The 14832-nt window shown below is 72.0% G+C and carries 13 protein-coding genes; 6 read left to right on the top strand and 7 right to left on the bottom strand.

The annotated features are described in order from the left end of the window. Positions 1 to 9 precede the first annotated feature (9 nt). The 6 genes from I8920_RS12410 to rsmI form a co-directional block, all read right to left on the bottom strand. Entirely contained in the window at positions 10 to 549 is a 540-nt protein-coding gene (locus I8920_RS12410) for a hypothetical protein (protein ID WP_182065109.1), read from the bottom strand. A gap of 41 nt (positions 550 to 590) precedes the next feature. Continuing rightward, entirely contained in the window at positions 591 to 1127 is a 537-nt protein-coding gene (locus I8920_RS12415) for a type II toxin-antitoxin system VapC family toxin (protein ID WP_198656622.1), read from the bottom strand. A gap of 367 nt (positions 1128 to 1494) precedes the next feature. Then, the gene (gene rsmA, locus I8920_RS12420; protein WP_198656623.1) at positions 1495 to 2346 is read right to left on the bottom strand and encodes a 16S rRNA (adenine(1518)-N(6)/adenine(1519)-N(6))-dimethyltransferase RsmA; all 852 of its coding nucleotides are present in this window, start codon (positions 2344 to 2346) and stop codon (positions 1495 to 1497) included. A 2-nt stretch (positions 2347 to 2348) separates the two neighbouring features. Next, positions 2349 to 3281, bottom strand: a complete 933-nt coding sequence (locus tag I8920_RS12425) for a TatD family hydrolase (protein WP_198656624.1) — start codon at positions 3279 to 3281, stop codon at positions 2349 to 2351. Beyond that, entirely contained in the window at positions 3278 to 4846 is a 1569-nt protein-coding gene (gene metG / locus I8920_RS12430) for a methionine--tRNA ligase (RefSeq protein WP_198656625.1), read from the bottom strand. The genes I8920_RS12425 and metG overlap by 4 nt, the downstream gene beginning before the upstream one ends. A 122-nt stretch (positions 4847 to 4968) precedes the next feature. Further along, a complete protein-coding gene (gene rsmI / locus I8920_RS12435) occupies positions 4969 to 5790 on the bottom strand; it encodes a 16S rRNA (cytidine(1402)-2'-O)-methyltransferase (protein WP_198656626.1) in 822 nt (273 codons plus the stop codon). 65 nt (positions 5791 to 5855) lie between these two features. On the opposite strand from rsmI, the gene I8920_RS12440 reads away from it, so the two are divergent. Next, positions 5856 to 7487 (top strand): dolichyl-phosphate-mannose--protein mannosyltransferase, encoded by a 1632-nt coding sequence (locus tag I8920_RS12440; RefSeq protein WP_198656627.1) that lies wholly within the window; start codon positions 5856 to 5858, stop codon positions 7485 to 7487. Between the two features lie 125 nt (positions 7488 to 7612). On the opposite strand, the gene I8920_RS12445 is transcribed toward I8920_RS12440, so the two are convergent. Then, on the bottom strand, positions 7613 to 8272 hold the full coding sequence (locus tag I8920_RS12445) for a TetR/AcrR family transcriptional regulator (protein WP_198656628.1): 660 nt from the start codon (positions 8270 to 8272) through the stop codon (positions 7613 to 7615). Positions 8273 to 8440: 168 nt separating this feature from the next. Between I8920_RS12445 and I8920_RS12450 the strand changes: the two genes are divergently transcribed. The 5 genes from I8920_RS12450 (at position 8441) to I8920_RS12470 (ending at position 14810) form a co-directional block, all read left to right on the top strand. Continuing rightward, positions 8441 to 9982 carry an MFS transporter gene (locus I8920_RS12450; protein WP_198656629.1) on the top strand — a complete coding sequence of 514 codons (1542 nt, stop codon included), beginning with the start codon at positions 8441 to 8443 and terminating at the stop codon, positions 9980 to 9982. A gap of 313 nt (positions 9983 to 10295) precedes the next feature. Then, entirely contained in the window at positions 10296 to 11162 is an 867-nt protein-coding gene (locus I8920_RS12455) for a sulfurtransferase (RefSeq protein WP_198656630.1), read from the top strand. A 124-nt stretch (positions 11163 to 11286) separates the two neighbouring features. Beyond that, positions 11287 to 12354, top strand: a complete 1068-nt coding sequence (locus tag I8920_RS12460; RefSeq protein ID WP_198656631.1) for an NAD-dependent epimerase/dehydratase family protein — start codon at positions 11287 to 11289, stop codon at positions 12352 to 12354. A gap of 4 nt (positions 12355 to 12358) precedes the next feature. Further along, the gene (locus I8920_RS12465; protein ID WP_198656632.1) at positions 12359 to 12886 is read left to right on the top strand and encodes an ATPase; all 528 of its coding nucleotides are present in this window, start codon (positions 12359 to 12361) and stop codon (positions 12884 to 12886) included. Positions 12887 to 12977: 91 nt separating this feature from the next. Then, on the top strand, positions 12978 to 14810 hold the full coding sequence (locus I8920_RS12470; RefSeq protein ID WP_198656633.1) for a thioredoxin domain-containing protein: 1833 nt from the start codon (positions 12978 to 12980) through the stop codon (positions 14808 to 14810). Positions 14811 to 14832: the final 22 nt, after the last annotated feature.

The raw sequence follows: 14832 nt of genomic DNA on the forward strand, positions 1-14832 counted from the left end.
TTCGCGGTGTCAGAGTCCGGCGAGGAGCCGCTGCAGTTCGGCCTTGGCGTCGGGCATCCGCTCGGGGCCGGTGAGCCGCTCCCGCTGCACCGAGATGCGGACGGTGTCCGGCCGGGGACCGTCCTCGGTGGTGAGCAGCACGGACTCGCGGTCGGGGAAGGTCCACCGTGCCGACGGGCGCTTGCCGCCGCGGCGTCCGGACGTCGGCGCCGACCCGAGTGCGGCCGTGAACACCGGCACGATCCGGTCGAGCACCGCCTCGCGTTCACCCGGGACCTGTCGTGACGCCGACACCGCGAAGGTGCCGTCCGTGCGCTGACCGGGGATGCGGAGTCCGCGGGCCTGCTCGTAGCCGATGGTGATGCCCTGCGCCCACCACGGTTCGACGCCCTGGTCGATCAGCCAGGACGCGATCGCCGCGTGCCCGATGGTGGTTCCGTCTGCGCCGTCGATCAGGGCGTGCCACTCGTCCGGTGACCTGCCCGTCGCGGCGAGGACGCGGTCGGGCGCCATCCCCTGTGCGTGCGAGCGAACCGTGCCGTCGGTCATGCCGTCATCGTAGGGCGCAGAGCGTGCGGAGCACCGTCAGGTCAGCTCGTGGAGGCTCTTGCCCGCACACGTCGCGCCAGCTGAGCACCCTCGGAGTCGATGATCAACGGGAGCCGAGCCTTGTCCACCACGCCGAACGAGGGATCAACCGTCACGAAGCCGTCGACCTCCCAGTGGGCAGCCGTCGCGACGTGCACGGCACCTGCAGCGGTCAGGCCGAACTCCTCCATGAGATCGGGAACGTCATCGGCGACCGCATCGATACTGGCCCAGTGCAGTCGGGTCGAACGCAACAGGTCCTGCCACGCCGATCTGTGGTGACGCCCCGCCTGGGACCCCTTGCGCTGAGCTGCTTCGAAGAGCTCGAACTCTGTGAACCCGCTGTACACGATGCTCGTGTCGGCAAGATTGAGGTGATCCCAGAACGCTGCCGCACGGGCGTGGTTCGGCTCCGCACGATGCAGGACGCACTGGATGAAACTCGTCTCCACGAGGACCGCGCCCGGTCGGCCCGAGCATCGGTCGAACTCCAGAACCCGATGCTCGTCGAAGTCATCGGATCCGAGCGGCTCGAACACGGTCAGGACGCCCGGAGCAGGCGCTGGATCGGCTCGACCCGGCAATCCGGATCGATCGACGCGATCGCGCGCTGCCGTCGCGCGCGGCGTTCTTCGAAGGTCCCGGCCGGCCGTGGCGTCCGGGCGAACAACGCCTGGCGCTCGGCCTCGGTGGCGACTCTCGGCCCAGGCGGCCCAGCAGGATCCGCGCTGAGGACGGCGGGACGATGTCCCGCAGCGAGCCGTTCCTCGGTCGGGACACGGCGGAGCGGGTGGGGTGTTTCGGCTGGTCGCACGGTGCCTCCTTGGTCGATGGAGTCAACCGTAGGAGCGCCGAACGGACGCCACCGAACATTCCGTATTTCGCTGCGTGTCCGTCGACCAGACGTCACTCGGCAGCCGCGAGGACCGTCCGCCCGAGCCGCACGAAGTCGTCGACACCGATCGCCTCGCCCCGAGCAGTCGGGTCGATGCCCGCCGCTGCCAGGACCTCGGACGCGTGCGCGCTGCCGCCGAGCACCCCGGACAGGCTCTGCCGCAGCATCTTGCGGCGCTGCTGGAACGCCGCGTCGACCAGGGCGAACACCTGCGACCGCAGGGCCTCGTCGCCCGGGGGCTCGTGCCGGTCGAACGCCACCAGCACGCTGTCGACGTTCGGCACCGGCCAGAAGACCTGGCGGCTGACGAGTCCCGCGGTGCTCCACGCGCCGTACCAGGCGGCCTTGACGCTCGGCGACCCGTAGACCTTGCTGCCGGGGGTGGCGGCGAGCCGGTACCCGACCTCGGCCTGCACCATGACGAGTGACCGCTCGATCGACGGGAAGGTCGCGAGCAGGTGCAGCAGCACGGGGACGGAGATGTTGTAGGGCAGGTTCGCGACCAGGTGCGTGGGTGCGGTGTCGAGGTCCGACGCGGCGACGGTCATGGCGTCCTGCTGCACGACGGTGAGCGTCGCGTCCGGCTGCATGGTGCTGACGGTCGACGGCAGCTTGGCGGCCAGGCGCTTGTCGATCTCGACCGCGGTGACGGGTGCGCCGGTCTCGGTGAGCCCGAGCGTCAGCGACCCCAGGCCGGGCCCGATCTCGAGCACCCGTGCCGTCGGGGTGACGCCGGCGACGGCCACGATGCGTCGCACGGTGTTGGCGTCGTGCACGAAGTTCTGGCCGAGCTTCTTCGTCGGGGTGACGTCGAGTTCGGCCGCGAGTTCCCGGATCTCCGCCGGGCCGAGCAGCGCGCCCACGCCTACTCGTCCACCGTGACGGGCTCGGCGTCCCACGCGCCGTACACGAGCTCGGTGTTCGACGCGATCTGCGCCGCGAGCATCGACGCGTCGGTGCCGAGGGTCTCGGCCATCGACCGCAGCGTGAGCGGGATGAGGTACGGCGCGTTCGGACGGCCGCGGAACGGTGTCGGCGTGAGGAACGGGGCGTCCGTCTCGACCATGATCAGGTGCCGCGGCGCGACCCGGAGGGCTTCGCGCAGGGACTCCGCGTTCTTGAACGTGACGGTGCCGGCGAACGACATGTACCAGCCGCGCTCGGCACACAGGCGGGCGAGGTCCGGGCCGCCGGAGAAGCAGTGGAAGACGGTGCGCTCGGGGGCGCCGACGCGGTCGAGCACCTCGACCACGGCGTCGTGCGCGTCGCGGTCGTGGATGGTCAGCGCCAGGTCGTGCTCCTTGGCGATGCGGATGTGCTCCTCGAACGACCGGACCTGGGCGTCGCGGCCGTCCTCGCCGGTGCGGAAGAAGTCGAGGCCGGTCTCACCGATCGCCCGGACCCGCGGCAGCCCCGCGAGCCGTTCGATGCCGGCGAGGTGCTCGTCGAGCAGCCCCTGCTCCTGCAGCACGGGGGCTTCGTTCGGGTGCAGCGCGACGGCGGCCAGGACGCGGGGCTCCCGGGCGGCGATCGCGGCGGACCACTCCGAGGTGGCGAGGTCGGTGCCGACCTGCACGACCCCGCGCACCCCGACGCTCGACGCGCGGTCGAGGTGCGCGCGGTACTCCAGGGGTCCGTCGCCGCCGTCGCCCACGCCGTCGGCGATCTCCATGTGGGTGTGGTTGTCGTACACCGGCACGACGAGCGCCTGGGGCAGCGGCGGGTAGGTCAGGTCGCGCTTCGACCCGCCGGACGACCCGTCACCACGTGCCCGGACGTGCGGTTCCGCGTCGGTCACGCGGAGACCTGCTCGATGCGCGGGAACAGCCCGCTCTCGAGCGGCACGACGTTCGCTGCGCCCTGCCACTCGTACGCGCGGTCGACGCGCTGCTCGGTGACGGAGCCGCCGGCACCGATCGAGGCCCAGAGCTTCTCGGTCGCCTTCGGCGTGACCGGGGAGAGCAGGACGGTGACGGTGCCCAGGCCGCGGAGTGCCGTGGTCAGGACCGTGCCGAGCCGCTCGCGGTCGGCGTCGTCCTTCGCCAGGGTCCACGGCGCCTGCTCGGTGATGTAGCCGTTCAGGGCGTCGACGAGCTCCCAGACGGTGGCGATCGCGTCGTGCGGGGCGAAGGCGGCGACCGCGGCGTCGGCACGCTCGGTGACCGAGATCGCCAGGTCGTCGATCGCCTGGTCGGACTCGGTCAGCGCACCCCGGGTCGGGACCGCGCCGTCGAAGTACTTCTGCAGCATCGCGACCAGGCGGGAGGCCAGGTTGCCGTACCCGTTGGCGAGTTCCGCCTGGTACCGGGCCGAGATGTCCTCCCAGCTGAAGTTGCCGTCCTGCCCGAAGGTGATGGCGCGCAGGAAGTAGTAGCGGAACGCGTCGGACCCGAACGTGTCGGTGATCTCGGACGGCGCGATGCCGGTCAGCTTCGACTTCGACATCTTCTCGCCGCCGACGAGCAGCCAGCCGTGGCCGAAGACGCGCTCGGGCACCGGCAGCCCCGCGGCCATGAGCATCGCGGGCCAGATCACGGCGTGGAAGCGGGCGATGTCCTTGCCGACGATGTGCACGCTCGGCCACAGGCGGCGGAACGCTTCGTCGTCGTCCGTGCCGTAGCCGAGCGCCGTGACGTAGTTGAGCAGCGCGTCGAACCACACGTACAGCACGTGGTCGTGGTCCCACGGGATCGTGATGCCCCAGTCGAAGCTCGACCGCGAGATCGACAGGTCGCGCAGCCCCTGCTTGACGAACGAGATGATCTCGTTGCGGACGCTCTCGGGCTGGATGAACAGCGGGTTCGACTCGTACAGGTCGAGCAGGCGTTGCTCGAAGTCGGACATCCGGAAGAAGTAGTTGCGCTCGGACAGCACCTCGACCGGGATCGAGTGGATCGCGCAGACCTGCTGCCCCTCGTACGCGCCGGTGCCGGGGACCAGGTCGCTCGGCTGCTTGTACTCCTCGCAGCCCACGCAGTAGAAGCCCTCGAACTCGCCCGCGTAGATGAAGCCGTCGTCGTAGAGCTTCTGCAGGAACGCGGTCACGCCCCGCTCGTGCCGCTCGTCGGTGGTGCGGATGAAGTCGTCGTTCGCGACGTCGACGGTGTCGAGCAACGGCTTCCACGACTCGGTGACCAGCCGGTCCGCCCACTCCTGCGGGGTGACGTCGTTCGCCGAGGCGGTGCGCAGGATCTTCTGCCCGTGCTCGTCGGTGCCGGTGAGCAGCCAGGCGTCGTCACCGCGCTGCCGGTGCCAGCGTGCGAGGAAGTCCGCGGCGACCTCGGTGTACGCGTGCCCGATGTGGGGCACGTCGTTCACGTAGAAGATCGGCGTGGTGATGCTGAACGAGGACCCGTCGGACATGCCGACCATCCTACGGGCGGGCAGGACCAGCATGACGCGCCCCGCGCGCAACCTGTGGAGAAACGGGACGGGAGGCCCGTAACGGGCCCGTCCCGCGCCTCCAGACCGCGGGCCCGGGCGGTCTACCGCGCCGCGAGCGCGCCCTCGTACAGGTCCCGTTTCGACAGCCCGGTCGCGTCGGCGACCGCCGCGGCGGCCTCCTTCATGCGCATGCCTGCGGCCACCCGCTCGAGCACCAGCCGGACGCCGTCGTCGAGCGTCGCCTCCTCGGTCGCCTCGGCCGCGCCGGCCACGACGACGCAGATCTCGCCCCGGACACCGTCGGACGCCCACGCGACCAGCTCGTCCAGGGGTCCGCGACGCACCTCCTCGTACAGCTTCGTCAGCTCGCGGCAGACCGCAGCGCGGCGGTCGCCACCGAACCCGACGGCCATGTCGGCCAGGGTCTCGGCCAGTCGGTGCGGCGACTCGAAGAACACCATCGTCCGCTGCTCCCCTGCCAGCGCCTGGAACGCCCGGCGGCGCTCCCCGGCCTTGCGGGTCGGGAAGCCCTCGAACGTGAAGCGGTCGGTGGGCAGGCCCGAGACGGCGAGCGCCATGAGCACCGCCGACGGTCCGGGCAGGGCGGTGACGGTGACCCCGGCCGCGGCAGCGGCCTCGACGAGGGGGAAGCCCGGGTCGCTGATCGCGGGCATGCCGGCGTCGGTCAGCACCACGACGTCCTCGTCGCGGGCGAGCTCGACCACCTCGGACGCCTTCGCCCGCTCGTTGTGCTCGTGCAGGGCGATGAGCCGCGGACGGTTCTCGATGCCCAGCGCGCGCATCAGGTGCACGGCGGTCCTGGTGTCCTCCGCAGCGACCACGGTGGCGTTGGAGAGGGTCTCGACGAGACGGCGCGAGGCGTCCCCGAGGTTGCCGATGGGCGTTGCAGCGAGGACGATCACGCACCCATTGTCGTCGCAGCACCCGGCCAGCGCGGACATGACCGCGATCCGTAGGATGCTCAGCGATGACCAGCGAGCTGACCGACGACCGCACGGCCGTGCCCGAGGGGCCCGTCGGCTCGCGTCTCGACGACTGGTGGGGGCGGGTGCTCTCCTCGTCACGGCGCGTCGCGGTGTGGCGCTGGACGGGACCGCTCGCGGTGACGCTGCTCGCCGCGGTCCTGCGCCTGGTGCACCTCGGCACCCCGCACGCCCTGGTGTTCGACGAGACGTACTACGTGAAGGACGGCTGGTCGATCGTCCACCTGGGGTACGAGGGCACCTGGCCGGCGAACCCGAGCAGCGACTCGGCCCCGACGACGGACGACCGCTTCGTCCGCGGCGAGACCGACGTCTTCACGAGCGCGGCGGAGTTCATCGCCCACCCGCCGCTCGGCAAGTACCTGATCGGCCTCGGCATGCTGCTGTTCGGGGCGGACAACGCCTTCGGCTGGCGCTTCACGGTCGCCGTCCTGGGCATCGCGACGGTGTTCCTGACGGCCGTCATCGCCCGCTCGCTGTTCCGCTCGACCATGATCGGCACGCTCGCCGGGTTCCTGCTCGCGATCGACGGGCAGGCCATCGTGATGTCCCGGGTCACGCTGCTCGACGGCATCCTGACGTTCTTCGTCGTGCTCGGTGCCGGCGCGCTGCTGCTCGACCGCCGGCGGACGCGGCGGAAGCTCGACGAGTGGGTGGCCGCGCGGGCCGCCGCGGGCCGGGACACCCTGTGGGGGCCGGTGCTGTGGTGGCGGCCGTGGCTGTTCGCGATGGGGCTGACCCTGGGGCTCGCGGCGGCGACGAAGTGGTCGGGGCTGTACTTCCTGGCGTTCTTCGCCCTGTACTCGGTGCTGAGCGACATGCTGATGCGGCGTCGTGCCGGTGTGGAGTTCTGGGCGTCGAGCGCGCTGCTGCAGCAGGCACCGGTGTCGTTCCTGCTGACGGTGCCGATCGCGGCCGTCACGTACGTCGCGTCGTGGACCGGTTGGTTCGTCTCGGAGGACGGCTGGGACCGCAACTGGCTGGCCTCCGGCGGCGAGCGGTGGACCGGCGTACTCGCCTGGGTGCCGGACAGCCTGCAGAACTGGTGGCACTACCAGTCCGAGATCTACGCCTTCAACATCGGGCTGCACACCCCGCACTCGTACCAGGCGAACCCGCTGCTCTGGCTCCTGATGCAGCGACCCACGTCGATGTACTACGTCGGCACCGACGCCGGCCAGGACGGCTGCTGGGCCTCGCGCTGCGGCGAGGCGATCACCGGCGTCGCGAACCCGTTCATCTGGTACGCCTCGGTCGTCGCCGTCGTGGCCCTGCTCGTGCTCTGGGTCCTGCGCCGGCGGTGGGAGTACGGCTTCGTCCTGCTCGGCGTCGCTGCGGGGTACCTGCCCTGGCTGGGCTACCTGGACCGCACGGTGTTCCAGTTCTACACGATCGCCTTCGAGCCCTTCATGGTGATGGCGCTGGCGGCCGCGATCGGCCTGGTGCTCGGGTCACGCGACGACGACCGCCGACGACGGACGCGCGCGATCGTGTGGGTGGGCGTGTACCTCGGGGTCGTCGTGCTCGCGACGGTGTACTGGTACCCGATGTGGACGGCGGTGCAGGTGCCGTGGGACTTCGTCCGGTCCCACTACTGGCTGCCGAGCTGGTTGTAGGCCGACCGGCGCGACCGCGCGCCGGGTGCGGTGGTCACGACCCGGCGCGGACGGGAGGCCCGTGGCGGGCCCGCCACGGGCCTCCCGTCCGCCGCTCGGTCCGTGTGCCGGCGTGACGCCCCGCGTCAGGACTGCGCGTGCAGGGCCCGTTCGATCGACTCGCGGTCCAGGGGCTCCCCGAGCATCGGGGCGGTCGTCCCGCCGGGCAGCACGCCCTCGATCAGGACCTCGGCGTACCGGCGCCAGGCGTCGGGGTCGTGCGCGCGCGTGGTGTCGGCGACCGCTCCGACCATCGACGTGAGCATGGGGAGGTCTCGGGAGTCGAACCCGCTGCGGACCACCCCGGCGTCGCGCGCCCGTCGGATGATCTCGGACACCTGGGTCTCGAGGCGGTCGCGCTCGTGCACGACCGACGGGCGTGCCCTGCCGGCCCGGACGATCGCGTCGGCCAGGGCGCGGTCGCGCGCGCGGAACTCGAACACCCCCATCAGGTAGACCCGGAGTGACTCGCGGGGGTCGATCTCGTCGGCGGCGCGGGCGGCGGCGTCGTTCAGGGCCTCGAACTTGGTGGCGAGCAGCGCCTCGATCAGGGAATCCTTGTCGGCGAACCGGCGGTAGACCGTCCCGACACCGACGCCCGCCTCGTGCGCGATGTCGTTCAGGGTGACCGAGAGCCCGCGTTCGGCGAAGCACTTGCGAGCCGTCTGCAGGATGAGCTCGCGGTTCCGAGCGGCGTCGGCGCGCAGCGGTCGGTCGAGGTCGGACGCGGAGTCGGTGCTGCTCACGATCCGAATCTAGTTGAACCTTCTGGGAACAAGTGGATGCGGTTCTTCCGTTTCGGTCTACACTGGTGCGAACCGGATGCCACGCATCCGGTTCCGGAACACCGCTCTCCGGAGGGCTCGACGGCGCGCCCTCCACCTCCCCCTCCAACCTTCTCGAAGGAGGCTGCCGTGACGGCAGAACACACCGCGCCGACTCCCACCGGGGCGGCGCCCACGACTCCCGGCACCACGCCCGCCCCGAGCAACCGTCGCTGGATCGCCCTGGCGGTCATCGCCCTCGCGCAGCTGATGGTCGTGCTCGACGCCACCATCGTCAACATCGCGCTGCCCTCGGCCCAGGCCGACCTCGACTTCGGCACCGACCAGCGGCAGTGGATCGTCACCGCGTACTCGCTGGCGTTCGGGTCCCTGCTGCTGCTCGGCGGGCGCCTCGGCGACCTGTTCGGTCGGAAGAACACGTTCATCGTCGGGCTCGTCGGCTTCGCCGTGGCCTCGGTGCTCGGCGGCCTCGCCGACTCGTTCGGCCTGCTCGTCGCCGCACGTGCGCTGCAGGGCGTGTTCGGTGCCCTGCTCGCACCGTCCGCGCTCGGCATGCTGACCACGACGTTCCGCGACCCGAAGGAACGCGGTCGGGCCTTCGGCATCTTCGGGTCCATCGCCGGATCGGGTGCGGCCATCGGTCTGCTGCTCGGCGGCGTGCTGACCGAGTACGCCTCGTGGCGCTGGTGCCTCTACGTCAACGTCGTGTTCGCCGTGCTCGGCGTGATCGGCGCCCTCGTCTTCATGGAGCGTCCGCCGAAGGTCGAGCGTCCGCGCATCGACGTCCTGGGCGTCATCACCATCACCGCGGGTCTGGTCGGGGTCGTCTACGGGTTCTCGAACGCGGAGACGAACGGCTGGGACTCCCCCGTCACGATCGCCATGCTCGCCGCCGGGGTCGTCCTGATCGCCGCCTTCGTGGTCATCGAGACGCGGGTGGCCCACCCGCTCCTGCCGCTCCGGGTCGTGCTCGACCGTGACCGCGGCGGATCGTTCATCGCCATCGGCCTGGTCGCGATCGGGATGTTCGGCATCTTCCTGTTCCTGACCTACTACCTCGAGCAGACCCTCGGGTTCAGCTCGCTGCAGACCGGTCTGGCGTTCCTGCCGATGCCGCTGTCGATCATGATCTCGGCGACGCAGATCGGTGGACGTCTGCTGCCCCGCGTCGGCCCGAAGGTCCTGATCTTCGCCGGTGGCATGGTCGCCGCGACCGGACTGCTCCTGCTCCTCCGCACCGACCTCGACAGCTCCTACGCGGGGACCGTCATGCCGGCGCTGATCGTGATCGGGCTCGGCATGGGCACGATCTTCTCGTCCGCGATGAACACCGCGACGACGGGGGTCGCCCGAGCCGACGCCGGCGTGGCCTCGGCGACGGTCAACACGATGCAGCAGATCGGCGGTTCGATCGGCACGGCGCTGCTGTCGACGATCTTCGCCGACGTCGTGTCGAGCAGCCTGTCCGCATCGTCCGGCGCGCCCACGAAGCTGCAGCAGGCCCAGGCGGTGCTCGACGGGTACCACGCGGCGTTCGCGATCTCGGCCGGCGTGCTCGTGCTCGTCGCCCTCGCCGGCGGGCTCCTCATCAACCGGCAGTCGGTGCGGCTCGAGCGGCTCGCCCGTGCCGGTTCCGCGACGACCGGGAGCATCCCCGCCGCGGCGCACTGACCCCCGGCGCACCCGGCCCGTCCCCGTTCTGTGGGGGCGGGCCGTTGTGCGTGCGGGTGGGTGGACGCATGCCCGGCGCACGCGTTCTGCGACGATCCACGCGTCGAACACGCTGTGCACGGTCGATGCATGCACACGCAACCCCTGCGTGTGCATGTACCGACGATCCACGTGTCGAAGATCAAGTGCACGGTCGACGGATGCACACGTATGCGACGGCCCCAACCGCACGCCAGCCACTTCCCACCGCCCTGTTTGCGCCGTGTGTCGCCCCTCCTGGCCCACGTCAGGGGCTCGGTTTATGGTGTCCGGCATGGCCCCCGTCCTGACCTCACCACTCGTGTCGACGCAGTGGCTCGCAGACCACCTCGGTGCTGACGAGCTCGTCGTGCTCGACGCCTCGGTGCACACGGCGGGGACCGGCTTCCAGACCGCGTGGCACTCAGGGCAGGACGCCCACGAGCAGCGCGGTCACGTTCCCGGAGCGCGCTTCGCCGACCTGATCGACGCGTTCTCGACGCCGGACGCCCCCGTCCCGTTCACCCGCCCGGGCGCGGAGCGGTTCGAAGCCGCCGCCGGGCAGCTCGGCGTTACGAACACGTCGACCGTCGTGGTCTACGACGACGGCGACGGCGAGTGGTCGGCGCGGCTGTGGTGGATCTTCCGCTCGTTCGGGTTCGACTCGGTGGCCGTGCTCGACGGCGGCTTCACGAAGTGGCGCGACGAGGGCCGACCGGTCCGCGTCGGGGCGCTCAACACCCCGCCGGCGGCGACCAGGCCCGACACCGGAGCGTTCCTGGCGGGCGAGGAACGCGCGCTGTGGGCCGATCACGACCGCGTCACCCGCGCCGTCTCGGGCGAGGAACCCGCCTCGCTCGTGTTCGCCGCGCCGTGGTCCGCGCTCGGCAACGACCACCCGCCGATCGTGCCCGGCAGCACCCCGATCACGGCGGACACCCTGCTGGACCCCGAGACGAACACGTTCCTGCGCGGTGCCGAGCTCGAGCGGGCCTTCGCCGAGGTCATCGGAGCGGACGAGATCGTCACGTACTGCGGCGTGGGCAGCGCGGCGTGCGTCGACGCCCTGGCGCTCACGGTGCTCGGGCACGACCGGGTCAAGGTGTACGACGGCTCCCTGGCCGACTGGTGGCGGCACGACGACCGGGCACTGACGTCCTGACCTCACCGACCACCGGACGTCGGCGTCCGGCCGCACCGGCCACCGCACCTCGGCGTCCAGCCGCACCGACCATCGGCCGCCGGCGTCCGGCCGCACCGGCTCGCAGCACGACTACCGTTGCACCATGAGCACCAGACGCGCGGTCATCCTCGGCGGTACCGGCGGGATCGGCTCAGCCGTCGCTCGTGCGTTCTTCGACGCATCGGGCCGGGGCGGTGACGACTGGCAGGTCGACGTCGTTGCCCGCACCGGCGGACCCGTCGCCGACGCACTCGCCGCGGCCGGAGCCTCGTTCGTGCCAGGCGACCGACGGGACCGCTCCGTCCTGCGCGACCTGCTGCGCCCCGGTGCGGACCTGCTGGTCGACACCGTCGGCGTGACGCGCGACGACGCCCTGCAGCTCCAGCCCTTCCTCGACGACGTCGGCTCCACGGTCTTCGTCTCGTCCAAGGCCGTCTACGCCGACGAGCAGGGCCGCCACGCCAACTCGCTCGACAAGCCGGTCTTCGGCGGCGCGGTCACCGAACTGCAGCCGACCGTCACCGCGGGCGACGGCGACCCGACGAGTCGGGACGGCTACGGCGCCGCGAAGGTCGCGGCCGAGCAGGTCCTGCTCGACCACGGCGCCCCGGTCACCGTGCTCCGCCCGTCGAAGGTGTACGGCGTCGGGATCGGTCGCCCGCGGGAGTGGTTCGTCGTCCGCCGCGTGCTCGACGGCCGGGAGCGCGTGCTCCTCGCCGACCACGGCCGGGGCGTCGACCACACCACCGCGGCGAGCGGCATCGGCTCGCTCGTGCGCCTGGTGGCGGACGCACCCGATCGCCGGATCCTCAACGTCGCGGACGCCACCGCCCCGACCGTCCTCGAGATCGTGCGCACCATCGGCGCGCACCTGGGTCACCGCTTCGACGAGGTCCTGCTCGACGAGGACGCCCCCGCCTTCGTCGGCACGACGCCGTGGTCGACGCCGTCGCCGTTCGTGCTCGACACCGCCGCGGCGCGCGCGCTCGGCTGGGAATCCCCGGCGTTCGCCACCGCGGTCGTCCCGGAGCTCGACTGGCTGGTCGAGACCGCGCACGCGGTCCCGGCCGGCGGCGACGTCCCGTGGGCCGACGACCCGTTCTGGGACCGCATGTTCGACTACGGCCCGGAGGACGCCGCACTGGCGCTCCTGTCACTCGGTCTCGGCTGACGCCGTGCGCTCGGAGGTCCTGTTCATCGGCGGGCGCTCCGGCGTCGGCAAGTCGACCGCAGCGCTGGCCCTGCACGACCTGCTGGTCGCCGCCGACGTCCGCCATGCCGTGATCGAGGGCGACCTGCTCGACCTGGCCCACCCTGCCCCGCACGTCGAGCACCCCGACGTGCACCTGGCCGAGCGGAACCTCGCGACGATGTGGTCCGGCTTCCGGGGACTCGGGCACCGACGGCTCGTGTACACGAACACCGTGTCGGTGCTCGAACACCGCCGCCTCGCAGCCGCGATGGGCGACGACCCACTCGTCACGGCCGTCCTGCTCCGCGCCGACGACCGCACCACCGCCGACCGGTTGGCGCGTCGGGCGGGCGGCGCCCTCCCGCAGGCGCAGCTCGCGCACAGCACGCGGACGGCCGGGAGGCTCGACGCGGCTTCCCCGGACACGGTCACCCGGGTGGACACGGCGGGTCTGACCCCCGCACAGGTCGCCGCGCAGCTCGCGTCGATCACGGGGCGGCTCCCGGGCTGATCGCCCCACGGCGCCTGTGCACAGTGGTCCTCCCGTCCACAATCGCCCCCGGGCGGTGGTCCGTCCAGTCGCCCGGGGGCACGCTGGGGGCATGGACGACAACCGCCTCGGCACCTCGGTCAGCCCCTACCTGCGGCTGCACGCCGACAACCCGGTCGACTGGCGCGAGTGGGGGCCCGAGGCGTTCGCCGAGGCCCGCGAGCGCGACGTCCCCGTCCTGGTGTCGGTCGGCTACGCCACGTGCCACTGGTGCCACGTGATGGCGCGCGAGAGCTTCGCGGACCCAGAGATCGGCGAGCTGCTCCGTCGGGACTTCGTGTCGGTGAAGGTCGACCGCGAAGAACGTCCGGACGTCGACGCCAGCCTGATGGCCTCGGCGAGCGCCTTCACGCAGCAGCTCGGTTGGCCGCTGACGACGTTCCTCACGCCGGACGGGCACGTGTTCTTCGCGGGGACGTACTTCCCGCCCTCCCCGGTCGGCCAGGTCCCGGCGTTCCGGCAGATCCTCGCGGCGGTGCTCGACGCCTGGACGGAGCGGCGGCACGAGGTGGACGCGAACGCGTCGGCCATCGCGACGGCGATCCGGCAGGGCGCGGTGGCGGACGCGACCGCTCGCTCCGGCGAGGACGGCGGCGGGGCCGACCCGGGCCTCCCGTCCGTCGATGCCATCCGCGCCGTCACGGGCCAGCTGGCCGCGGCTGAGGACACCACCCACGGCGGTTTCGGCGGTGCGCCGAAGTTCCCGAGCACCCCGTTGCTCGAGTTCCTCGCCGATGCGGCAGCCGACGGCGACGCCGAGGCCGACGGGCTGCTCGACCGGTCGTTGCACGCGATCCGTGCGTCGGAGCTGACCGACGCCGACGGCGGGGTCTTCCGGTACGCCACCCGGCGCGACTGGAGCGTGCCGCACTACGAGCGCATGCTGTACGACAACGCCGGACTGCTCGCGGTGGCGGGGGCCGAGCAGGCACGCGGCATCGCAGAGTTCCTGCGCGACACGTTGCGCCGCGCCGACGGCGCCTTCGTCGCCGCCCAGGACAGCGAGTCGACGATCGACGGCCGCCGGGTCGAGGGCGAGTGGTACCGGCGACCCCTCGCAGAACGTTCCCGGCTCGACCCGCCGCCGCTCGACGACCAGGTCCTGACCGGCTGGAACGGGCTCGCGATCCGGGGGCTCGCGATCGCGGGGGCGCGGCACGGCGATCCCGAACTCGTGGCCCTGGCTCGTGGTGCGGCCGATGCCGTCCTCGCCGCGCACGTGCAGGACGGACACGTGACGGTCCGCTCCAGCACACCCGCCGGAGTGTCCTCGGCACCGGCCACCATCGAGGACGTCGGCCTGCTCGCCGAAGGGCTGCTGGAACTCGCGCTCGCGACGGGCGAGGTGTCGTACGCCACCGTCGCTCGTTCGCTCGTCGACGACGGGCTGGCCGAGCGCTTCCAGGTCGACCCCGTGCTGGCCTCGGCGGGGACGGCCACGGGCGAACAGCCGCAGACCGCGATGCGCTCCGGCACGGTCGGGCTGGCATCGGCGGCGGCGATCCTCGCGGCCCTGACCGGTGACGGTGCACTCCGTGACGCCGCGGCCCGGCTCGTCGCGGCACGCGCGCTGACCGGTACCGAACGACCACTCGGCCACGCGGACGCCCTCGGGGTGGCGCTCGCACTGCAGCGTCCGTCCCGCGAGGTCGTCGTCGTCACGCGCGACGCCGACGACCCACTGCGCGCCGTCGCGCGGAGCGCACGGCAGCCGGGCACCGTCGTCGCCCTGGTCACGCCCGAGCAGGCCCGTGCGTGGAGCGACGTCGGCTTCTCACTGTTCGCGGGGCGTGACGGCCTGGACCCCGCCGCCTACGTCTGCCACGACCGGGTGTGCGCACTGCCGGCCCGCACGGCGGACGCGTTCGCCGAGCAGATCGCCTGACCACCGCTCGCTCCGCGCAGCC

The organism is Curtobacterium sp. YC1 (genome assembly GCF_016267665.1).
Taxonomy (GTDB): Bacteria; Actinomycetota; Actinomycetes; order Actinomycetales; family Microbacteriaceae; genus Curtobacterium.

What these genes read in the sequence shown, in the direction of transcription:
- metG (WP_198656625.1), bottom strand. Translation starts at nt 4,846, where the DNA reads ATGTCCGACGGGTCCTCGTTCAGCATCACCACGCCGATCTTCTACGTG.
- I8920_RS12460 (WP_198656631.1), top strand. Translation starts at nt 11,287, where the DNA reads ATGAGCACCAGACGCGCGGTCATCCTCGGCGGTACCGGCGGGATCGGC.
- I8920_RS12455 (WP_198656630.1), top strand. Translation starts at nt 10,296, where the DNA reads ATGGCCCCCGTCCTGACCTCACCACTCGTGTCGACGCAGTGGCTCGCA.
- I8920_RS12470 (WP_198656633.1), top strand. Translation starts at nt 12,978, where the DNA reads ATGGACGACAACCGCCTCGGCACCTCGGTCAGCCCCTACCTGCGGCTG.
- I8920_RS12440 (WP_198656627.1), top strand. Translation starts at nt 5,856, where the DNA reads ATGACCAGCGAGCTGACCGACGACCGCACGGCCGTGCCCGAGGGGCCC.
- I8920_RS12410 (WP_182065109.1), bottom strand. Translation starts at nt 549, where the DNA reads ATGACCGACGGCACGGTTCGCTCGCACGCACAGGGGATGGCGCCCGAC.